The organism is Flavobacterium sp. 21.1 (genome assembly GCF_057801535.1).
In genome coordinates this window covers 180378-201083 of record NZ_JBYNXA010000001.1, presented here as the reverse complement: position 1 = coordinate 201083, position 20706 = coordinate 180378, and the positions used below count along the sequence as shown (strand labels likewise).

Sequence of the window (20706 nt, the reverse complement as noted above, 5' to 3'; positions counted from 1 at the left end):
AATAACGCAATCAATTATAAAGCAAGTATGTAAGTATGAGTAAGCAAACCAGCAGAGGTAAAGAAGCTAAAGATGATGTCTTGTTTGATGACCCCACCAAGCTAATTTTTAAAGAAGCATTAACCGATCTGCATTATCTGCTGACGCGAAATTATTCGGATAAGAATGCCTTGCAGGTTGTAGGTACTCGTTATAAATTGACGCAAAGGCAGATTCGTGCAATTCAGAGCATGGCCGCATCGGAAGAGCAGTTGAATATCGTCAGAAGCAAAAAAGTTACCATTGAACAGTTAGTAGATAAGGATTTGGTGTTTGATGGGTTCAATGTTCTCATTTTACTGGAAAGTCTGTTTTCCAATGCGTACCTGTTTAAAGGATTGGACGGTTGTTATCGCGATTTATCAAGTGTGCACGGAACCTATAAAAAAGTCAGCCAGACTACACTTGCTTTGGATTGTGTTGCCGGGTTTTACAAAAGGCATAAAATAGGGAGTATTGTCTGGATATTTGATAAGCCGGTTTCAAACAGCGGCAGAATCAAAAAGATGATTCAAGAATTGGCGGAAAAAGAAAATCTGAATTGGAATGTTGTTTTAGAAAACAATGCAGATCAGGCCATCATCGAGCAGGATAAAATTACAGTTTCATCCGATGCTTTCATTCTCAGGAATTGTTCGCAATGGTTTAATTTTATTGGTTATCTTATTGAAGAAGAAAAAATTCCGGCTACGGTTTTTGACCCAGGTTTCTAAAGCAATAGGAAGATTGCCTTAACCGTAAAAAGAAAAATGGAAAAGAAAGGCGAAACCGGACTCGAACCCATAACTTCTGCGATGGTGCAGGTGCTTTTCCAATTAAGCTATCTACCTTTCTGTCTGCTACAAATATAGAAAAGAATATTCAGTTCTTGTAAAGAATTTAATTCTATATTTGTTACCCTAACCCCCTGGATATGCTAGTTGCCGTCGATGTACATTATAAGGAAGATTATGCCAAGACGGTTTTGGTTTTGTTTGAAAATTGGTCCGATGAAACTTATTCAGAACTTATTGAGGTAAAAGTCAGTCATGTGGAAGAATATATTCCCGGTGAATTTTACAAAAGGGAATTACCCTGTATTCTGGAGGCGCTGAAAAAAGTCGATCTGAACAAAATCGATCTGTTTATTGTTGACGGTTATGTTTATACCGATAATGAAAAGTCATTTGGTTTAGGCGGACATTTGTTTACAGCCCTGGAAGGAAAAATTCCCGTTGCAGGTGTGGCCAAAACAAGATTTCAGAACAATCAGGAAACTGTTGAGGAAGTTTACAGAGGAGAAAGTAAAAACCCTTTGTATATATCAGCGATAGGGATGGAAAAAGAGACTGTTGCCAATTATGTAAGGGAAATGTACGGTGATTTCAGATTACCTTATTTATTGCGATTAATGGATCAGAAAACAAAGGAAGAGTAAACATGTCGGATATAAAAATGCCTTTTTCCGAGACGATTTATCATCTCAGAACTATAGAACAGATCATCTTATACAATAAATTACTTTCGATATCCACTACGGATGAAAAAGAAACCCTTTTGTTTTTAGAAACAGAGTACGAAAAGGAAGTTTTGGATTATCCGTTTAAAGTCCCCAAATTTAACCCGGCGGCATCACTTTGGGCGGCAAAACTTGTTTATGTAGCAGCTCAATTACTTTTGTACAGAGATCATAAGATCAGTGAACTGAATACGCTTTTGCCAAAATATGACGGTCCAAAAGATGCCGGAGTGTTTTTGTCGGCCGACCTTTGTCTGCGTTTTCTTCCCCAAATCCTCATGCAAATGAAACTAATCGATGCGGAAGACGAAGCCGCTTCAATTTTAGAAAGCCATTTACAGGAGTTTCATTACTCGGCTATCGGTTTCGACATTGATGTTCAGAAATGCGATATGGGAACTGTTTTTTCGGATGCCTGTTTCGGACAGTTGTACCTCAACCGGATCGTAGAACGCAAAGCGATTAAATTTGCAGAAATACCTGAAGTAAGTCAACAATTAGCAGCAGGCTTCGGAGATTATAAACAGATTTACTGGCGGGAATTGTAATGGCAATTGACATTAAAATAATTGACTAAAAATATAAAATACAAGCATAAATGAATCCTACAGAAAAATTAAATACCGTTTTACAGCACATTAAAGAAACCTTTGTAGGTAAAAACGAAATCATAGATTTATTGGGAATCGGATTGCTGGCCAAAGAGAATGCATTTTTATTAGGTCCTCCGGGAACTGCGAAAAGTGCAATTGTACGTGCCTTATCTGATGGTATAGCCGATGGTAAGAATTTTGAATACCTGTTAACCCGATTTACGGAACCGAACGAAATTTTCGGACCTTTTGACATTCGAAAACTGAAAGAAGGCGAGCTGATCACCAATACCGAAGGGATGATGCCTGAAGCTTCAATGGTTTTTCTGGATGAAATTTTCAATGCGAATTCGGCCATTCTGAACAGCTTATTAATGGCTTTGAATGAAAAGATATTCCGAAGAGGTAAGGAAACCAAAAAATTACCGGCACTGATGTTCGTAGGTGCCAGCAATGTTTTACCGGAAGATGAAGCGCTTAATGCTTTGCTTGACCGTTTTCTGATTCGTGTAAAATGTGATTACGTTAATCCGGATTTGCTTCAGGAAGTACTTTTGGCAGGCTGGAAACTGGAGAGCATGATTTCCGGGGAAAAACCAACCATTACTGCAGATGAAATTCGCGGGTTGCAGTTGCTCTGCCGTAAAGTTGATCTGACAAACATCCGTAAACAATACGTTGACATTGTTCACAGTTTAAGAAATACAGGAATAAAAGTATCCGACAGACGAGCGGTAAAACTGCAGAACCTGATTGCTGCCAGCGCATTGATGTGTGGCAGAAATGAGGCGGTTCTTTCCGATCTATGGGTTTTGAAATACATTTGGGATACCGAGGAACAAATAGAAATCCTGGAAGGAATCATTAACCAGATTATTGAAAAAGATGATTCCGGAGCAGCACATCCGCAGGCGTTATTCAATAAAGTACCTAATGCTGAAGACGTAATGAAAGAAGTACAGTATCTGGCTGAAAAATGGCAGGATGAAACGCTTTCCTTCGAAGAGCAGAATGTGATAAAAGATAAATTACGCTATGTTCAGACGCGTTGTGACTGGGTGAAAAACAGTGAGCAGAAGCAATACATCCAAAATGAAATAGAAGCCTTGTGGCAAAAAATCCTTCAAACGGTGTAAACATGTATTATCTGGAAATTGATAAGGAACACAAAGCACATTTGGCAGGAATCCGTCATTTTGATACGCTCAAGATTGCTTTTGAAGGCGAGTCGGTTTGGGTGAAGGACATTTTGCCTGATCATTTGAATGCTCCGGAAATGCACCATATTCCTTATAAAACAATTTATGATTTAAAAGAGAATCTGTTGTTTAAAAAGGGAAGTCTGTTACCCGAAAAAAAGTTACCGTCAGGTTTGTTGTGGACGCCTATTTTGAGAGCGTTGCCTGTTGCATTGCCAAAATTCAACCATAATTATTTTGGGATAGATCAAAAGATAGAAATGCAATTGAAAATCTCATATCAAGAGCGCGAGGCTTATGCTTTGCTTGCAGATTATGATGAGGTTAAATCCTATATTGAAACGGCTCCCGACTTTCGTTTAAAACCTTTAAATTGGTTGGTTGTAGACGATAAGGTACTGATTCTTGGTGCTCCGTTGCTGCCGATAAAGGGTAAGACTTTCTGGAGAAACGAAGATTTTTTAATCCCTACAGGATATGATTTTGAATATGCAGTATTGTCAAATACGATGCAAAATATACTAAATCCCAGTGGGACGAACCTATTTGTATGGCAGACCGATAATGAATATGTTGCTTTTTCTAAAACAATGATGAAACCGATGTCCATAAGTTCATTTCGCTTAACCTTTTCGTAAAAAAATGGAATTCCAAAGATATTTTCAAGCGTATGAAGATTACTTCTGGGTAGTGAAAGCTTACCGGGATGATTTCGGGGAATCTCATTTTATATATGAAGTTCCTTTCGGAAGCACTATTGCCTATACGCATTACATTGTTGAGGTTTTACAGTTTTTATCGGATGATTCCATTCCTCCTTTGGGATCCTTATTATTGGCTGTTTTGGCAACGAATCCGGAAAGTAACGATTCGATTGAGGGGATTCAGAATTATTTAAAATCCAAAGAGAAAAACAATTCTTTTCCCAACACGAATTCCTTCAGAACCGGTGTGGTAACTGAGTTTTTACAGCTTTTGGCATCGCTGCCTGAAGAATTTAAAAAAGGAGAAAAACGCCTGCACTTGTTCCAGACGCTTTTTCATAATTGCCACAATAGAGTTTCAGGAGAAAAAGCAAAAATTCTGATTCAGGATTTTAAGGAAAATGAATATAGTTTTTGTTCTAATTCATCAGCAATGGCTTTTAACGAGGCCAATTTTATAAAAGACATTAGGACAATCGCCTTACTGAAAACAAAGTTTCCAACAGTGCAGTCCATTCTTAATGCCATGGAGAGCTTGCCGGATGAAGATGTGAGCGACAGGCTTACTGATGAAGTTTTTGAAGAAGATAATCTGTCTGATGCGCCTGCCGATTTTGTTCAGCAACTTATTGATGAGGACAAGACATTTCAGGTGGGAAGTCTGATAAAACATATTTGGTCGGGACTGAACATACCTTTGCATCATAATGTTCCGAGTGAACAGCCTTTGGGAGGTGTTTCGGATTTAACGAATAAAGGGGATTTCGATAAATTGCTTATATCCGAGTTTGCTCATGACGACGATGTTTTCATGTCGCGGATCGCTAATCACGAAGCTTTGTATATTCAGAGAGAAGTTCCGCCGGAAGCTGATAAATTCACGAGAATATTATTGATCGACAGTACGTTAAAGAATTGGGGAAATCCGAAAATTTTGGGATTTGCGTCGGCATTGGCTATTGCGAAACATCCTAAAACAGATATCGAGTGTTCCGTTTTTGTGATTGGCGACCAGTTTAAGGAAGTGCAGTATGAAAATGTATATCAGGTAATCAACGGAATAAGTGAGTTGAGCGGGAAACTGGATTGTGCCGACGGACTGAACCGTTATTTTACGGAGAATAAAATCAACACCAAAAGTCAGGAAATTTTTCTTATCACTTCCAATGACAGTTTGAAGTTGGCTCCGATGCAAAGAGTAATGAGCGAGAATTTTGATGCGATAAAGTATGTTTTTGCCACGGATGCTGCTGGTGAGTTAAGTATTTTCAGAAATCAGAATAAAGGAAAAAAACTACTTCAGCAAATTGTCCTGCCACTGGATGAGTTATGGGTTAAAGATACTTCCGGCAGACATTTGAGTCGATCCGGAATTAGCGAAGGATCCATTCCGTTATTGTATCCTTCCGAGCGCAATTACCAATATATTTTTCGCGACGGTTCTGATTTTTACATGTATTCCAATGGGAATTTGCTACTGTTTCCAAAAGACGGTTTTAGTAAAGGTTTTGATAAAATAGCGTCGAATCTTCCGTTTTACAATGGTGAATATGCCGTCAAATCAAATATAAAGGGAGAGAAGGTACTTTTGCACTATGCCTATAGTTCGCATGAGGAAATTACTTTATTGAATCTGACGACAAAAGAATATAAGAGGCATAAAATTTTCGGTTCTGATTTCCGAAATAAAAACCTTACTTTTTTTGGGTTTGAGGATGATTTTTACGTAACCGATAATGCGGAATTCTGGCAGATAAGTAAAGATCTGAAAGTGACAAAATGTACTTCTGACAAAATAAAAGCAACTTTTGATGATTATTTTAATGAGCGTTCTTTGTTTATACAGAATTACAAAAGAAGTAAGCCAAAATATACGGTGATCAAACGAATGGAAACCGTTGTGATTGACGAGAATGAATTCAGAATCAACGGATACACCCTATACCATGGTGAATTTGTAGCATTGAATGAGTATTACGCCAGAAATTTTTTGACAGAAAACAAGCAAATGATACGATTTACATGCAAAGTGAATCTTATTTTGAAACGTAAAGGAAACAGACCATTAGAACTGGTGAAATTGATTAAAGAGTATGTAAATAAATCATTAAAGGACGCTAAAAGTATTGTGGATGGCCATTTGGAGGTAATACTTAATAATGTTTCTTTGGATGAAGCTAATTACCTGAAAGTGATATTGGAGAAAAATGGCGCGGTCTGTTATACGGAACCAACTTCTTTTGAATCGGAGGATGGAAGCAGCATTGTTAATCAAAACGGGATTTTGATCTTTAAAAGCAGCAATGATCAAATCCCTGAATTTTACATTCCGTTTGTAACCAAGACCAAAACGATCATGGCAACTGCTACGGAATATACAGGGAATTCATTTTTTCTCCCTGAAGAAAGCCTGCTGGAAAATACGGAGATTGATGATTTTAAAGAAAAATACCTTAACCCATTCATTTCAAATATAGTAAAGTATGGAACTTAAACTAAAAATGCACGTCGGAAACCGCTTTCCGAAAGGAGGTATTTTTATCAAAAGTGCTTCCATATATGAGTGGTTACAAGAAATTCAAAGTATGAACTTGGCTTTGGATGCTGTGAGGGTTTTCCCCGTTCCCGGACCAATAGCCAATGAATTATACGGATGTCTGGTGATTTTTAAACAACCCTCCGTTTCCATAAATGATATCAGAAAAAACAATTTCGTTCAGCTCGTTGAAAGCAAGCTGTTCATTCCTGAAAATACAATTGTGTCACCTGAATTATCTAAACAGGAATTGGAAACTTTATTTTCGGAAAACTATCATTTTCTGCATCCCGAAACCGGCTTATTTGAACTGGATAATGAAATCCTATGGTCGAATCTGCTCCAACCGGCCACGCGGAAGAACGTAAATTGTATTGAGCCGTCAAAAGGCGTTTCAATCCCGCAGTTGATATCATCGTTTCGCATTGAGGTGGATCAGGAAGCGATTCTGAAAGAGATTGAAAATCCACCAACAGAAGCCGAATTGATCGAAAAACTTCCTTTCGACATGAACAAACTGATGCGGGGAAATCAAAGAGAGCTTGATAAATTTTTGGCTTTTTTGGAGAAAAATCCGGAGTTGGCTTTACAATATGCTATTCCTTTGGATAAAATGGGGACCACAAGAGGAGGGACCTGGGGCAGCATTTCTTTTGGATCGGGTTTCGGCCTGGGATTAGGCTTTGGAAAAGGATTTAATTTTAACTGGATCGGCAGAATTTTAAGCGGATTGGGTTCTTCATCGTCTAAAAGAGAAGGAGGTTTTTTTAGCGGAATGCGTCTTGTTTACATCGTATTTTTTATCATAGTTCTTCGTAGTTGTCAATCATCACATTTTGGTTCCGTAATGGGGCTGTTGCTCGGAATCCTGTTTGTGGCGGTAATTCTGGGTATTGTTTTTTCGTCTTTGTTTGGAGGCGGTAGCTCATTTTCAGGTTCTTCAGGCCGATCTGCCTTAATTGATTCGGCACGTTTCAATACATTGGAAAACAGGTATGAAAAGCTTGCAGAGCATTATATCGAAAATAAAGACTATCAGAAAGCGGCGCACATTTATCTGAAATTATTAAAAAACCATTACAAAGCGGCTTCAGTTTTGGAACAGGGTAAGTTGTATCACGAAGCGGCTGCTGTTTACCTGAAATACCAGCATAATAAAACTAAAGCGGCAGAATGTTATGAGAAAGGTCATGCTTATAGTGAAGCGCTGCAACTTTACAAAGAACTGAATGAACATGAGAAAGTAGGAGATATGCATCTTCTTCTAAAAAATAAAACGGAGGCGGATAAGTATTTTCAAAAAGTCATCGACAATTACAAAACAAATTTTCAATATGTAAAAGCAGCTTTGCTTTATAAAAAGAAAATGGGTTGTGTTACGGAAGCGCAGCAGCTTCTTTTGGCCGGTTGGACTACTAAAAGAGACGCATCAAACTGTCTTACTAATTATTTTGCGAATATTGATACACCGGAAGAATTGTCTGAAGAAATTGTCGCGATCTATGAAAAGGAAACAAATCAGGAAAATCAGGAAGTATTCCTTCAGTTACTTAAACATGAATACAGTAAGCACGAATTGCTGCAGGATGTGACTAAAAATATCGCGTATGAAATTGTAGCTTCCAAAATTGATAAGAAACCGGAAATTGCATCGGAACTGATTCATTTCAACAGAACTAATAAATCACTGACAAAAGACGTTATGAAGTTCAAGTTACGAAAGAAATTAGGCAAATAATCAGAAATTATGAAAAAGCGTCTTATAAGATGTATTTTGATTTTTCTGCCGATGGTGTTACTACTATCGTGTTCTTCCAAAACAGATAAGACAACTTGGGTCGGTATTCAGACTTACAATGGTTTTTCTGCCGCAAAAGCAACTATGGTAGCAAAAACCATAGCAGATTTTTATGGAGTAAAGACTGTTGTTCTAAAAGAAAAGAACATTGACAAAAAGGCTTTTATCAACGTAAAGTCCCCAAGATACAGGGCGGATAGTATCATTTTATTTCAAAAAAGACATCTGCCGGATTCGCTTGATTTCATACTTGGCTTAACCGCAAAAGATATCTCTACCACCAAATATGAAAAAGGCCATATAATGAAATTACCGGCTTATAAGTATAAAGACTGGGGCGTGATGGGGTTAGGTTATTGTCCGGGCAACAGTAGTATTGTTTCCACTTTTCGCATCAAACATAAAGACAGCCAAATCGCTCTTACCAGGCTGAAAAAAGTAGCCATTCATGAATTCGGACATAATCTTGGGCTGCCTCATTGCGAAGATAAAAAGTGTGTCATGACCGATGCCGTGGAAAGTATTTCGACTATTGATAATGCCAACTTGGCCTTATGTGTGAAATGCAAATCAAAAATAAGATAAATGGTTGATTGTTAGTTAATTACAAAGTTAAAACCACCGACTTTCTAAGAAAAAAGGGCGATAAAATCGTAACTTTATACACCTCAAATTTTTCCTGATTGTTTAATTCTTAAAAAGATTAACGTTATGAGAAAAATTATTTTTTTAATCAGTTTTTTAGCCTCATTAATTGGTTTTGCTCAGGACGGTTCTTTGGATATGAGTTTTAATGTTCAGGGGACAATCAGTCCGTCGTCGACCTTGAAAATTCAGCCCGATGGTAAATTATTGTTAGTGGAAAGATTCCACGGAACTAATGGTTTGGTGGAATCGACCAGAATAACCCGTTTGAATTCTGACGGATCTTCTGATTTGACTTTTGCTGGAGGAGTTGGACTGTCAGTGATGCCAAATGTTGCTTCTGTAGCAATACAGTCAGACGGTAAGATTTTAATTGGCGGTAACTTTTTTAAAGTAGAAAATGATTTTGTAGGCAATTTAGTCCGTCTAAATCAAGACGGCACTTTGGATACCAGTTTTACAAAAGTAATTCAAGCCGGTATAGAAGTAGTGGCAATTCAGCCTGACGATAAAATAATTATAGGAGGAAATTTTCCAAAAGGAATCGCAAGATTATATTCAAATGGATTTACAGATCCGTTTTTTAATTCTCCAATCGATATCGCTGCGGAAAATGAAACGGTGTCTAATCTTGTTCTGCAGAACGATAACAGGATTTTAGCCGTTGGTTTTGTTACTATTGACGGAAATCCAAGAAGAGTTTTTTATTTAAATTCAGATGGGGAACTTGATCCGGGTTTCAATGAACCTTCTAATATTGACTGGACAGGAGGCGATTTGTTCACGCCAAAATTTTTGGTTAGGGAAAAAAATGATAATGTGCTGATCGGATGGCCTTTCAGGATTTTTGATGCATCCGAACAGACGATCGGCTATAACTTTGTTCGATTATCGCCGGATGGAAACTTAGTCAATATTTTCAATCCTGTTCCTTTGACTGACAATTGTGTTTTAGGCGTTTTTCCCGCTGGTCTGCAGGTAGACGGAAAAATAGTGATGACAGGGTATCAATGTCCGGATTATTATGGAATCGAATTTAACGGAATCATGAGATTTAACAATGATGGTTCGTTCGATGACACTTTTATCCCAGGTACCGGACCTAATAACAATATAACTGATTTAGTTATTCAACCTGATGGTAAAATACTGATTGCTGGAAATTTTACGGAATATAATGGAGTTGCGGTTCCTAACCTTATTCGACTGTCCAATTCCACACTTGCAAGTGATGAATTTGGCGGCACGACAATAAATGTTTATCCGAACCCGGTAGCTGAACATCTGTACATTGAATATCCGAGTGATATGGATGATACAGATATAGATGAGATTGAAATTTATGACGTTACGATGAAAAAAATCGAATTTGATGGATTAAATAAAGACGTAATCGATGTGAGTGGATTCTCTGACGGTGTGTATCTGTTAAAAATCAGAACGGAAGACCTGACTTACACAACTAGATTTGTGAAAAATTAAAAATAAAAAAGAGTTTCAAGCGAAACTCTTTTTCAGTCAACATTGTATAATTATTTCTCAGACTTACGTCTCGGTTTCAATCATGAGTCAAAATATATTGATCATTCCGGTGAAAGTTTAAATTCATAAAATGGTTATGATTACGAGAATTTATCCTGCGTCGGAATGATTTTTTGTGGTAAGATATTAATATTTACCACTTAACAATTCGCCACCGATTGCTGCTTTGGCTTCAATGCCTAATTTCTTCATCATTTCATACGTGGTACAAACTGCAGCAGAAATTACAGGAATTCCAACTTCCTTCTGAATCTGGTCAATCGCTTCCAAAGACGGCATCTGTACACAAGCCGATGCGATCAATACATCAACTCCGGTTAAATCCAGTCTTTTGTAGATTTCCAATAAATTTAATGGATTCTGAGCTGCAACTTCCAAGTTGTCCGGGATTTCCAAAGCGATAGAATCTACTACTTCAAAACCTTGATGTTCAATGTAATCCACAACTAAATCAGTAAGCGGACGCATATATGGAGTAATGATGGATACCTTTTTAGCTCCCAGAACTTTCAAGCCATTGATTAACGCTCCGGCAGAAGTTACAATTGGAGTAGGGAAGTCGTTCGCAATCGTTTCCTGATGTAAATTCACTTCAGAAACACAGTGATAACCGCGGCCCATACTCATAATGGCTACCAAACAAGCGTAACCCATAACATCAACATGCGCATCGGATAATTCCTGAGCACATTTTAAACTCATGGCATCCATAGCTTCCAACTCTTCTTTGGTTACTTTTTTCATTCGCATTCTGCTTGAATGGAAGGTAAAGCGCTCCGGTAAAATAGTTTCACGGGAACGGAAAATAGCTGGTATTTCGGTTTCCATTGTTACGTTAGACGACGGAACAATTTGTCCTATTCTGAATTTTTTCATTTTATTTTTTTGCAATTAGTATTAAATCTGTTGTGTATGTCCCGTCTTTCTCGGGAAATTTTTTTCGCTGCAAAGCTATTATTTTAAAACCATTTTGGTTAAGTGCTTCCATCAAATAATCTTCCTGATGGTAATACATGAAAATCTCATCTCCGGTACTTCCTTTTTTAAGGCCTGATTTACTATAATCGTCTTCCATGGTGCTCAGATACAAAACGCCATTATCGTTCAAACAATCACTGGCATCTTTTATTAGCTGAACGGCGTCTTCTTTCGATAAATAAGGTAGACCAAAACCACAGACAATCCCGTCAAACTGTTTTTTAAGTTTACGGAAATCACGGCAATCCATCAATTGGAAACTGGCATTGGGATTGTTTTTCTGAGCCAGTTCAATCATTTTTGGCGCTAAATCAGTACCAAGAATCTTAAGAGCCGGACGTTTTGCCAAAAGATAGTTTGTAATGTTTCCGGGACCGCAGGCCAGTTCCAAAACAGCAGCATTTTCTTTTTCAACGGAATCACAAAATAAGTCAAAGGTATCGTTATACAAATCAAAATCCATGAAACGCTCTTCATAGAGATTTGCACATTTATTAAATACTTCGACTGCCTTTTGCGTTTTATCCATCAGAATTGAAACCTTTCAAAAAGAACTGAGATCAAGAAAGTTTTTTAATTAAATCTCCTTAATCGTATTAACGATCGTTCCGATTCCTTCCACGGTTGCTTCAACAACATCACCGTTCCACATCCATTCCTGTGGATTTCTTCCCGCACCAACACCTGCAGGAGTTCCAGTTGCAATAATATCACCCGGCTCTAAAGTGAAAACAGTACTTAAGTCGTTGATTAAATCGTTGATGTTGAACAACATGAATTTTGTGTTTGAATTCTGTTTTTCAATTCCGTTTAATTTCAATGATAAGTTTAGGTTGTGCGGATCTTCAATCTCGTCTTTAGTTACCAAAACCGGCCCCATTGGTGCAAAAGTGTCCTGACCTTTAGAAACGATCCATTGTCCGGAACGACGGCAATCTCTCGCAGAAATATCATTAATTACAGTGTAACCGAAAACGTAATCCATCGCATTTTCTTTCGGAATATATTTTCCGTCTCTACCGATAACCACTGCTAATTCTACTTCCCAGTCTAATTGCTGAGTAAGTTTTGGGTTGTGTAAAATTTCTGTATTGGTAGCCGTAACTGTTGTTGGTGGTTTAGAGAAAATTACCGGTTGTTGCGGCAATTCGTTTGATGTGTCTAATGTACGCGCGCTTTCTGCCACGTGCTCAGTATAATTCAATCCGATTCCGATGATGTTCTTTCTCGGCTTTTCGATCGGAGCCAAAATCGTTACGTCTTTCATCGGGAAAGAAATCATCTCAAAATCGATATCTCTGGTATTCCCAATCATTTCATTGATTTCAGCAATAACTTCAAATCCCATATCGATTAAGTCCAACATATCGTCAGGAAGAGGGAAGTTGTGGATTCCTCCAAAATCTTCCATGTCCACCACGCGGTCATTGTGAATAAATCCTAATCTTGATCCTGAATCGGCTGTTTTGTATGTAAGTAGTTTCATTTCTTTTAAGTTGCTGAGTAACTAAGTTACTAAGTTTTTAATCTGTTATCTATTTTCTTTATTCTTTTCTCTTTTGCTTCCTGCATTCTGCGATCTGCCATCTGTTTTCTGCAGTCTCTAGCTCAATTCCTGATGTCCGTTGTTCTCAGTATATTCTCTGTCCTGATACAAACCTAACGATTCAATTACCGGTAAGTCATTGAAAGAGAATAAACAAGCGTCTTCGGTTTCCGATAAATTCACATGCTCGTGCCAAGCCCATGAAGGTACGCAGAAAATATCCCTTTCTTTCCAGTCGAAGCGTTTTCCATTAATGATGGTATAACCGTGACCTTTAGCACACTGATATACGAAAGAACCGGTATGTTTGTGCGCTTTACCTTTAAAACCTGCCGGTAATAATTGCATTGAAGCACCCATGGTTTGCATTACATGTCCGCCTGTTAACGGGTTGGAATATTGCATGATAATTCCGTCGAAAGGCGAACCTTCATTCACTTTGGCGACTTCTAACAATGCCGGATAAACGTTCTTCCATGAATATTTGAACAAAGGTGAATAGGCTTTGTCCCATCCTTTATCGGCTGGAATTAATCCTGTTCCACCATAAGTCATCGGAGAGTGATTAATTGGTGAAACTAACGGTTGTTTTCCGTCAAAAACCGCATAGTCATTAGCTTCCAACGCATTTACCAGCGGAATGTCCAATCCATCCTGCCAGATGCATGTTTCGCCATCCGCTTCCACGCCGTGCTCGTGCCAGGTTGAATTGGGAGTAATCACGAAATCGTTCACTTCCAACATAATTTTGTTACCATCAACAACAGTATACCCTTTGCTTCCCTCCATGATAAAACGAAGGGCAGAAGCTCTGTGACGGTGCGCCGATGTACTTTCGCCCGGGCGTGTAACCTGAATTCCGGTGTACAACCATCCCACAGCAGCACTCACATCTTTACGTTTGTCGTTTACTAAATAAACCACACGACGGCCTGCCTGTTCCGGAGTTACCAATTCGGATGATTTTAAAACCAGCGAACGTAAATCTTCATATTTCCAAAGCATCGGAACGGAAGAAGAACGCGGTTCCCAAGGTTCGATATCGTTAGCAACGGTCCACAAAGCGCCGGCACCAAGATCTTCTAATTCTTTGTAATAAGCTTCCAGTTCCGGAGTGTCTTGTACTCTTGCACGACCAATCTGATCGTCTGAATATTTATCTGCCATAATTTTTATTTTTTGAAGCGATGGTTCAAAATAGAAAACCACAAAAAGCTAAATAGCCATCTGTTCGCCTTTATTTATCTTTTATTGAATTCTTCGTGATTGTCTATAAATGTTATTTTTCTAGTAGGAGCTACATTGACTCTCAAATCGAAAATATCAAAACGGTTGTAATGCCCAAGAATATCGTGCATTTGCTTCGGCTGAATACATTTCTGTAAATCAATTTCAGCATATGCAATACCTTCATCATCGATCAACGGTTCGCCGATAACAGCGCCATTCGGACCAACAAATCCGGAGAAAGCCGAGTTTTTACGCGTCAGCAATTCATCCACATTCGGAACATCCTCGCGTAACGCATCCATAATTTCTTTTGAAATCGTAGAACATGAAACGATAGTAAACAATTTACCTTCGAAAGAATGCGCCGCTGCACGGATTTTTATAGCTTCCGCCATATTGTAATCTGGTGGAGCAACCGGTAGGGAAATGTAATTAGCAATGTGAATCAATTCGCCTTGAGAAAGAAGGGTGAAACGTGCTAATGTATTAGTGTTTTCACCACAAGCTAATGTTCCGATCGGACCGATTTCAGTATCATAAACCTTTAAGGAGGAACCGTCTCCGGAAGTCCATGTCAGTTTTTCTGCCCATGTTGGTACCAGTTTTCGGTGCTTCCCGATAAGGTTTCCTTTGTTGTCGATGATTAAATTGGTATTGTAAATCTCTCCGTAACTTTTGCCACGCTCGTTAATTCCCATAACAATATGAATGTTATAGTCTTTGGCGGCTTGGTATAAGGCTTGCATCGATTCATCATCAATGGCAACCGAATTCTTATATAATTCTTCGTACCATTTGCTGCCCTGAACCGGAGTCATGATCCAGTTCCAATACGGGTACCCCGCGATGAATACTTCCGGGAAGGCAATTAATTGCGCTCCGTTATCGCTGGCTTCTTTGATGAAAGAAATCGCTTTTTCGATCGTTTTTTCCACGTTTAAAAAAACTGGAGACGTCTGTACGGTGGCGGCTTTAAATTTTGAAAAATCCATAATTCTGTTATTTCACAAAGTTCCTCAGGTAAAATGTCTGAGGCACACAAAGTTAGTTATTTAAAAATCAAAAATTAATTAGAATTTTCGATTAGGTATTTAGTGATTTTAGCTTTCATTTCGTCAGAGAAAGTCTCGGCAGAAATGGTGTGGCGGTCCTCAGCAATTTTTACGTTGACCAATGTTACTTCGCCCTCCACACAGGTTTTACCGTTTTCATCTTCAAATTTAAAACCGCATAGGAGCGAGGAATCACCCATTTTCTTAACCCAAAGTTTTTTGGTTAAGGTTTCGCCTAAACGCGCCGCTTTTTTGAACTGCACTTTTAAATCTACTGTCGGAATCCCATTCGTTTCATGCATTTTTGAAAACGGTCGGTCTAAAGCTTCTTCAAACCAGTCTTCAACGATTCCGTTCAGCATTTCCAGAAATCTTGGGTAGAAAACGATTCCGGCGTAATCAATATGCTGGAAACGGATTTTCTCTTCTTTTATAAAATAATTACTCATTTTGGTCTGTTTTCGATTCTCTATTTTCTTTTTTCTGAAAGATTACTTCAATTTAAAACGTTGTATTTTACCTGTTTCGGTTTTAGGTAGCACATCCAGGAAATTGATTACCCTGGGATACTTATAAGGAGCAGCTACTTCCTTGAACCACTGTTGAATATCTTTTGCGAATTGATCTGTTGCTTTAGTTTTTTCTTTTAACACGATATGTGCACAAACTAACATTCCGCGTTCCTCATCCGGTAATCCCACTACGGCGCATTCCAGAATTTCTTCGTGAGTTAAAAGTACACTTTCCACCTCGATAGCTGCAATGTTATAACCTGAAGAAATGATCATATCGTCCCCACGGGCCACAAACCAGAAATAACCATTCTCATCCTGACGGAAAACATCACCGGTAATATTCCAACCGTTTTCCACATAATCGCGTTGTTTCTCTTCGCGATTAAGATATTTACAGCCTGTGATTCCTCGAACCGCCAATCTTCCAGGTTCATTTCTTGGCACTTCATTTCCTTTTAAATCGATGATTTTGGCTTCGTATCCTGTTACCGGAACTCCAGTAGCACCGGGAACCATATTTTCTTCGTTGGAAGAGATGAAAATATGAAGCATTTCAGTGGCTCCAATACCGTCGATGATTTTTAATCCGGTTTCGTTATACCAGTCTTCCCAGACTTTTAAAGGCAATGTTTCTCCCGCAGATACACATTTGCGTAAACTTGAAATGTCAAATTCGTTTACTTTTGTAGTGATTACTCTCCAAGCGGTAGGAGCGGTAAAGCAAATGGATACTTTATAATCCTGAATCGCCTGTAAAAGCAAATCCGGGCTCGGTTTTTCGATTAAAAATGTTGAAGCACCATAATACAATGGGAACAATACTAATCCTCCTAAACCAAAGGTAAAGCCAAGAGGTGGACTTCCGATAAAAACATCATCTTTAGTCGGTTGTAAGGAATAGGCAGGGAAGGCTTCACAAATATTCAGAATATCTCTGTGATAATGCGCGGTCATTTTTGGCAAACCGGTAGTTCCGGAAGTAAATCCGATCAAGGCAATGCTATCTGATTTTGAATGGTAGTTGGTAAACGTTTTTGGTTTGTCCTTCATTAATGTTTCTAAATCAGCATTGCTGTAATAGCTGATTATCTTCAGAAAAGAGGATTCTACCAATTCCATTTCTTCTGCCAGTGAACCATCGCAAAAAGCATGTGAGATTTCAGCACATTCGATAATGGTTGTCAGTTCTTTAGAGCGCAATAAAGGCATTGTTGCTACAACGATTCCGCCGGCTTTTAGGATGGCAAACCAAGTAGCTACCATCATAGGATTATTTGCAGAACGGATCAGAACACGGTTTCCGGATTTTAAACCTAAATCCTCAACTAAAACGTGTGCAATCTGATTTGCCTTTTCGAATAGATCATTATAAGTCCATTTCTCATCGAACGTCTGAATGCAAACCGCATTTCCATGACCGTTTCTGATATGCGAATCCAATAACCTGTCAACACAATTTAACATATCGGGTTGTTGGAATTGAGGCAATTCTAAAAAATTATATTCCGGTTGTAAATCCGGAGTTGGTAAACTTTGGTGAGCGAAATTGTCTTCGTAATGCTTCATTGTGTATTTAAGTACTGAAATCTTCGTTAATTTATTTAGTTGTGTTGGTGTTTTTATTTTTTAAAAACTGCTTTAAGGCTTTGAAATAGGCCTCTTTCGCGTCTAACCATCCGTAATGACCACAATTCGCTAAAGTTGTTAATTGTGAATTCGGAAAGGCGTTTTCTATTTCTTTGGCTGTATCAATGCTGATAATGTCATTCTCTCCTTGAAGTATCAGAACCGGATTTTGGAAATTTTTGAATTTTCCTGAGCAATCGAAATGGTTATTTGTCAGACTCTGAAATACAATGTTATTGACATCAAAATTGACCTGAGTAAGCCGTTCAGCAATTACCGGTGCATTCTTTTTATCGAAAACATAGGCATTGGCAAGATATTTTGCCCTCAGCTTTTTAGTTTCCGCGGAATTATCACCACGATCCATTTTGTTTTGATAGTAAGTAACGCTGTCTCGTTGGTTTTTTGTCAGATTGGCACTTATACGATTCTGAGCATATCGGGTGAAATTCATGTTTATTCCGCCTGACGATGAAAAAATCATTTTATCAATAGTATTCGGATATTTGGTCGCATAATAAGCAGCTAACATTCCTCCAAATGAATGCCCAAGAATAGTCCATTTTTCAATTTTGAGATGGTTTCTCAGGTTTTCCATATCCTGAACCATTAAATCCATCGAAATCGTTTCGTTGTTTATTTTTTCTAAGGTCGATTTTCCTGTGCCTCTTTGGTCGTAGATAATGGTTTGAAAGCCTAATTTGGAAATTTCATCTGCTACAAAACCAAAACCTTCGCAGTTCATTCCGGGTCCGCCATTGATGATTAAAATCGGTTTTCCGGAGCCAAAAGTCTTGTAATGCAATTTTGAATTTCCGCTGACGATTATATTCTCACTTTTCTGAGCGTAAACTGAAAAATGAAGTAAAAAAAGAAATATGTAGAATATTTTCTTCATTTAGTCCTTTTTATGGCTTTCTGGTTTTAATGCTTTTTTCATACCTTCAGTTGCTTTTCGTTCCGAAGCTTTTAGCGGATACAAATGCGACGTTCCTGCCATAAACTGTTTTGGAATATCTGTCGGCTGGAAACCTTCATATGCCTGAGCGTGTCTCACAAAATACGGATCCAGTAATAAAGGTCGGCCAAGCGAAACCAAGTCGGCTCTACCGTTTAATATGATGGTGTTGATTTGATCGATATCCTGAATATAACCTGCTGTAATCGTTGGGATGTGAACGCTGTTTCGAACCATATCCGAGAAAGGAGTCTGCCACATTCTTCCCGTTTGCGGATTTTGATCAACCACTGTATTTCCGGTCGAAACACTAATGATATCTGCTCCGGCATTTTTGAAAGCTTCCGCGATGGTAATAACGTCTTCTTCTGAAATTCCGTTTTCTGTCCAGTCTGTTGCTGAAATTCTAACCGACATAGGTTTGTTTTGCGGAAACACATTTCGCATTTCGGTGAAAACACGGATCGGGAATTTCAAACGGTTTTCGATACTTCCGCCAAATTCATCCATACGCGTGTTGGTTAATGGAGATAGGAAAGAAGCTAATAAAAATCCGTGATGTGACTGTAATTCGATGATGTCGAATCCTGCTTCGTCAGCATTTTTGGTTGCCTGAACAAATTCGGAAACGATTTTATCCATGTCGGCTAAAGACATTTCTTTCGGAGTAGCCGTATTGTCTTTGAACGGAATCGCGGATGCCGAAAGTAATTCCCATTGCGGATCTATCGGTTGCCCGCCTTCCCAAGGTTTTGTGATGGCACCTTTACGTCCGGAATGCCCTAACTGAATACCAATTTTTGATTGTGTGTATTTATGGGTAAAATCAGTTATCCTTTTCCAGTTAACTATCTGTTCTTTAGTATAGATACCTGCGCAACCTAAAGTGATTCTTCCGGTTTCTGAAATCGCTGTCTTTTCAGTTAAAATCAATCCGATACCGCCTAAGGCTCTTGTTGTATAATGTGAAAAATGCCAGTCGTTTACCACGCCGTTCTCTGCAGAATATTGCCCCATAGGAGACATTACAATTCTGTTTTGCAGTTTCATTTCACGCAGCGAGAAAGGAGTAAAGGCTGCCGGTGTTTTTTTATTTTCAGTATTGTTAAGCGTGTTGAATTCGTTTAAAACCTTGTCGGTGAAAGAAGCATCACGCAATTGGAGGTTTTCATACGTAACCTTTTTGGCGCGTGTCATCACACCAAAAGCGAACTGATAAAAAGGGTGTTGCATGTGTCTGTCCATGTGCTCAAACCAATCCAATGATACTTTTGCGGCGTATTGGATCATTTCCACACGATTTCTTCTTGCTTTTTCATATTGCATGAAAGCGGTCTGAACGTCGTTTGGATTTTCAATAACTGCATCTGAAAGCGCAATAGCACATTCCATAGCCAGTTTTGTTCCCGATCCGATGGAGTAGTGGGCTGTAGCTTTGGCATCACCTAATAAAACGATATTCTCGTGGGACCATTTTTCGTTGGTTACATGCGGAAACTGACGCCAATGTGATTTATTGGTAATTAGCGGATGACCGTCAAGTTCTTCCTTGAAGAATTCTGATAATTTCTGAACCGTATCCGCTTCGTTTTCCACTTCGAATCCTGCATTTTTCCAGGTTTCATCCGAACATTCGAAAATCCACGTACTCATTCCGGACTCGTACTGGTAAGTATGTGCCGCGATTGTTCCGAAAGGTGTTGTTCTGAAGAAATAAGTAAATGCGTCCAAAGGTTTTGTGGAACCCAACCAAACGAAACGGTTTTTCTGCAATTCTACTTTGGTGCCGAATTCGTTTTCATGCTGTGAACGGATCATACTTGCGATTCCGTCGCTTGCTAAGATGATGTCGCTGTCTTTGAATTGGGAAAGGTCATCTACGTTTTGTTCAAAGTGCAGATTCACACCTTCCTCAAGACAACGTTGTTGTAGTAATTGCAATAATGTTTTACGGGAGCAACCGCAGAATCCATTTCCTGAAGCGTTCACGGTTTCGCCGTTTCTTGCTACGATAATGTCGTCCCAATAAGCAAATTTGCTTCGGATTAATTCATAGGATTGCGTATCGCGAGTTAAGAATTCGCCTAAAGTTTCATCGGAAAAAACTACTCCGAATCCAAAACTGTCGTCGGCTTTATTGCGTTCATACACATCGATCTGGCAATTAGGCATTGCTTTTTTGGTAAGGATTGAAAAGTAAAGTCCGCCCGGACCGCCACCTATAACTGATATTTTCATATTTTAATC

The 20706-nt window shown here is 38.7% G+C and carries 18 protein-coding genes; 9 read left to right on the top strand and 9 right to left on the bottom strand.

Going from position 1 to position 20706, the window contains the following annotated elements:
* The first annotated feature begins 35 nt into the window (after positions 1–35).
* The 9 genes from AC3E9U_RS00870 to AC3E9U_RS00830 all read left to right on the top strand — a co-directional run bounded on the left by AC3E9U_RS00870 (position 36) and on the right by AC3E9U_RS00830 (position 10494).
* Positions 36–752: a DUF434 domain-containing protein gene (locus AC3E9U_RS00870; RefSeq protein WP_488745017.1), complete on the top strand. Its 717-nt coding sequence runs from the start codon at positions 36–38 to the stop codon at positions 750–752.
* Positions 753–952: 200 nt separating this feature from the next.
* Positions 953–1456, top strand: coding sequence for an endonuclease V (locus AC3E9U_RS00865; protein WP_488745016.1), 504 nt, complete (start codon positions 953–955; stop codon positions 1454–1456).
* Positions 1457–1458: 2 nt separating this feature from the next.
* A complete protein-coding gene (locus AC3E9U_RS00860) occupies positions 1459–2085 on the top strand; it encodes a hypothetical protein (protein ID WP_488745015.1) in 627 nt (208 codons plus the stop codon).
* A 50-nt stretch (positions 2086–2135) separates the two neighbouring features.
* Complete coding sequence (locus AC3E9U_RS00855) at positions 2136–3266, top strand: AAA family ATPase (RefSeq protein WP_488745014.1); 1131 nt, start codon at positions 2136–2138, stop codon at positions 3264–3266.
* Positions 3239–3967: a hypothetical protein gene (locus AC3E9U_RS00850; RefSeq protein ID WP_488745013.1), complete on the top strand. Its 729-nt coding sequence runs from the start codon at positions 3239–3241 to the stop codon at positions 3965–3967. The genes AC3E9U_RS00855 and AC3E9U_RS00850 overlap by 28 nt, the downstream gene beginning before the upstream one ends.
* Before the next feature lie 4 nt (positions 3968–3971).
* Positions 3972–6527, top strand: coding sequence for a ribosomal protein L7/L12 (locus tag AC3E9U_RS00845; protein ID WP_488745012.1), 2556 nt, complete (start codon positions 3972–3974; stop codon positions 6525–6527).
* Positions 6517–8307, top strand: a complete 1791-nt coding sequence (locus AC3E9U_RS00840; protein ID WP_488745011.1) for a hypothetical protein — start codon at positions 6517–6519, stop codon at positions 8305–8307. Before AC3E9U_RS00845 ends, AC3E9U_RS00840 begins: the two co-directional genes overlap by 11 nt.
* 9 nt (positions 8308–8316) lie before the next feature.
* Positions 8317–8952, top strand: a complete 636-nt coding sequence (locus AC3E9U_RS00835; RefSeq protein ID WP_488745010.1) for a matrixin family metalloprotease — start codon at positions 8317–8319, stop codon at positions 8950–8952.
* Positions 8953–9078: 126 nt separating this feature from the next.
* Positions 9079–10494: a T9SS type A sorting domain-containing protein gene (locus AC3E9U_RS00830; protein WP_488745009.1), complete on the top strand. Its 1416-nt coding sequence runs from the start codon at positions 9079–9081 to the stop codon at positions 10492–10494.
* 186 nt (positions 10495–10680) lie between these two features.
* On the opposite strand, the gene AC3E9U_RS00825 is transcribed toward AC3E9U_RS00830, so the two are convergent.
* The 9 genes from AC3E9U_RS00825 to AC3E9U_RS00785 form a co-directional block, all read right to left on the bottom strand.
* Complete coding sequence (locus tag AC3E9U_RS00825; RefSeq protein WP_488745008.1) at positions 10681–11430, bottom strand: maleate cis-trans isomerase family protein; 750 nt, start codon at positions 11428–11430, stop codon at positions 10681–10683.
* A gap of 1 nt (position 11431) precedes the next feature.
* The gene (locus AC3E9U_RS00820) at positions 11432–12061 is read right to left on the bottom strand and encodes a class I SAM-dependent methyltransferase (RefSeq protein ID WP_488745007.1); all 630 of its coding nucleotides are present in this window, start codon (positions 12059–12061) and stop codon (positions 11432–11434) included.
* Between the two features lie 48 nt (positions 12062–12109).
* A complete protein-coding gene (locus AC3E9U_RS00815; RefSeq protein WP_488745006.1) occupies positions 12110–13018 on the bottom strand; it encodes a fumarylacetoacetate hydrolase family protein in 909 nt (302 codons plus the stop codon).
* Positions 13019–13135: 117 nt separating this feature from the next.
* The gene (locus AC3E9U_RS00810) at positions 13136–14245 is read right to left on the bottom strand and encodes a cupin domain-containing protein (RefSeq protein ID WP_488745005.1); all 1110 of its coding nucleotides are present in this window, start codon (positions 14243–14245) and stop codon (positions 13136–13138) included.
* 74 nt (positions 14246–14319) lie between these two features.
* Positions 14320–15300 carry a carbon-nitrogen hydrolase family protein gene (locus AC3E9U_RS00805; protein WP_488745004.1) on the bottom strand — a complete coding sequence of 327 codons (981 nt, stop codon included), beginning with the start codon at positions 15298–15300 and terminating at the stop codon, positions 14320–14322.
* Between the two features lie 74 nt (positions 15301–15374).
* Positions 15375–15809 carry an acyl-CoA thioesterase gene (locus AC3E9U_RS00800; protein ID WP_488745003.1) on the bottom strand — a complete coding sequence of 145 codons (435 nt, stop codon included), beginning with the start codon at positions 15807–15809 and terminating at the stop codon, positions 15375–15377.
* Positions 15810–15851: 42 nt separating this feature from the next.
* Entirely contained in the window at positions 15852–17441 is a 1590-nt protein-coding gene (locus tag AC3E9U_RS00795; RefSeq protein ID WP_488745002.1) for an AMP-binding protein, read from the bottom strand.
* A 31-nt stretch (positions 17442–17472) separates the two neighbouring features.
* Positions 17473–18399: an alpha/beta fold hydrolase gene (locus AC3E9U_RS00790; protein ID WP_488745001.1), complete on the bottom strand. Its 927-nt coding sequence runs from the start codon at positions 18397–18399 to the stop codon at positions 17473–17475.
* Positions 18400–20697, bottom strand: a complete 2298-nt coding sequence (locus AC3E9U_RS00785; RefSeq protein ID WP_488745000.1) for an oxidoreductase — start codon at positions 20695–20697, stop codon at positions 18400–18402. It abuts the gene before it with no gap.
* Between the last annotated feature and the right edge of the window lie 9 nt (positions 20698–20706).

Excerpts from the sequence above, each read along its gene's own strand:
- AC3E9U_RS00870 (WP_488745017.1), top strand. The coding sequence starts at position 36 with ATGAGTAAGCAAACCAGCAGAGGTAAAGAAGCTAAAGATGATGTCTTG.
- AC3E9U_RS00865 (WP_488745016.1), top strand. The coding sequence starts at position 953 with ATGCTAGTTGCCGTCGATGTACATTATAAGGAAGATTATGCCAAGACG.
- AC3E9U_RS00860 (WP_488745015.1), top strand. The coding sequence starts at position 1,459 with ATGTCGGATATAAAAATGCCTTTTTCCGAGACGATTTATCATCTCAGA.
- AC3E9U_RS00855 (WP_488745014.1), top strand. The coding sequence starts at position 2,136 with ATGAATCCTACAGAAAAATTAAATACCGTTTTACAGCACATTAAAGAA.
- AC3E9U_RS00845 (WP_488745012.1), top strand. The coding sequence starts at position 3,972 with ATGGAATTCCAAAGATATTTTCAAGCGTATGAAGATTACTTCTGGGTA.
- AC3E9U_RS00840 (WP_488745011.1), top strand. The coding sequence starts at position 6,517 with ATGGAACTTAAACTAAAAATGCACGTCGGAAACCGCTTTCCGAAAGGA.
- AC3E9U_RS00835 (WP_488745010.1), top strand. The coding sequence starts at position 8,317 with ATGAAAAAGCGTCTTATAAGATGTATTTTGATTTTTCTGCCGATGGTG.
- AC3E9U_RS00830 (WP_488745009.1), top strand. The coding sequence starts at position 9,079 with ATGAGAAAAATTATTTTTTTAATCAGTTTTTTAGCCTCATTAATTGGT.
- AC3E9U_RS00825 (WP_488745008.1), bottom strand. The coding sequence starts at position 11,430 with ATGAAAAAATTCAGAATAGGACAAATTGTTCCGTCGTCTAACGTAACA.
- AC3E9U_RS00820 (WP_488745007.1), bottom strand. The coding sequence starts at position 12,061 with ATGGATAAAACGCAAAAGGCAGTCGAAGTATTTAATAAATGTGCAAAT.
- AC3E9U_RS00815 (WP_488745006.1), bottom strand. The coding sequence starts at position 13,018 with ATGAAACTACTTACATACAAAACAGCCGATTCAGGATCAAGATTAGGA.
- AC3E9U_RS00810 (WP_488745005.1), bottom strand. The coding sequence starts at position 14,245 with ATGGCAGATAAATATTCAGACGATCAGATTGGTCGTGCAAGAGTACAA.
- AC3E9U_RS00805 (WP_488745004.1), bottom strand. The coding sequence starts at position 15,300 with ATGGATTTTTCAAAATTTAAAGCCGCCACCGTACAGACGTCTCCAGTT.
- AC3E9U_RS00800 (WP_488745003.1), bottom strand. The coding sequence starts at position 15,809 with ATGAGTAATTATTTTATAAAAGAAGAGAAAATCCGTTTCCAGCATATT.
- AC3E9U_RS00795 (WP_488745002.1), bottom strand. The coding sequence starts at position 17,441 with ATGAAGCATTACGAAGACAATTTCGCTCACCAAAGTTTACCAACTCCG.
- AC3E9U_RS00790 (WP_488745001.1), bottom strand. The coding sequence starts at position 18,399 with ATGAAGAAAATATTCTACATATTTCTTTTTTTACTTCATTTTTCAGTT.
- AC3E9U_RS00785 (WP_488745000.1), bottom strand. The coding sequence starts at position 20,697 with ATGAAAATATCAGTTATAGGTGGCGGTCCGGGCGGACTTTACTTTTCA.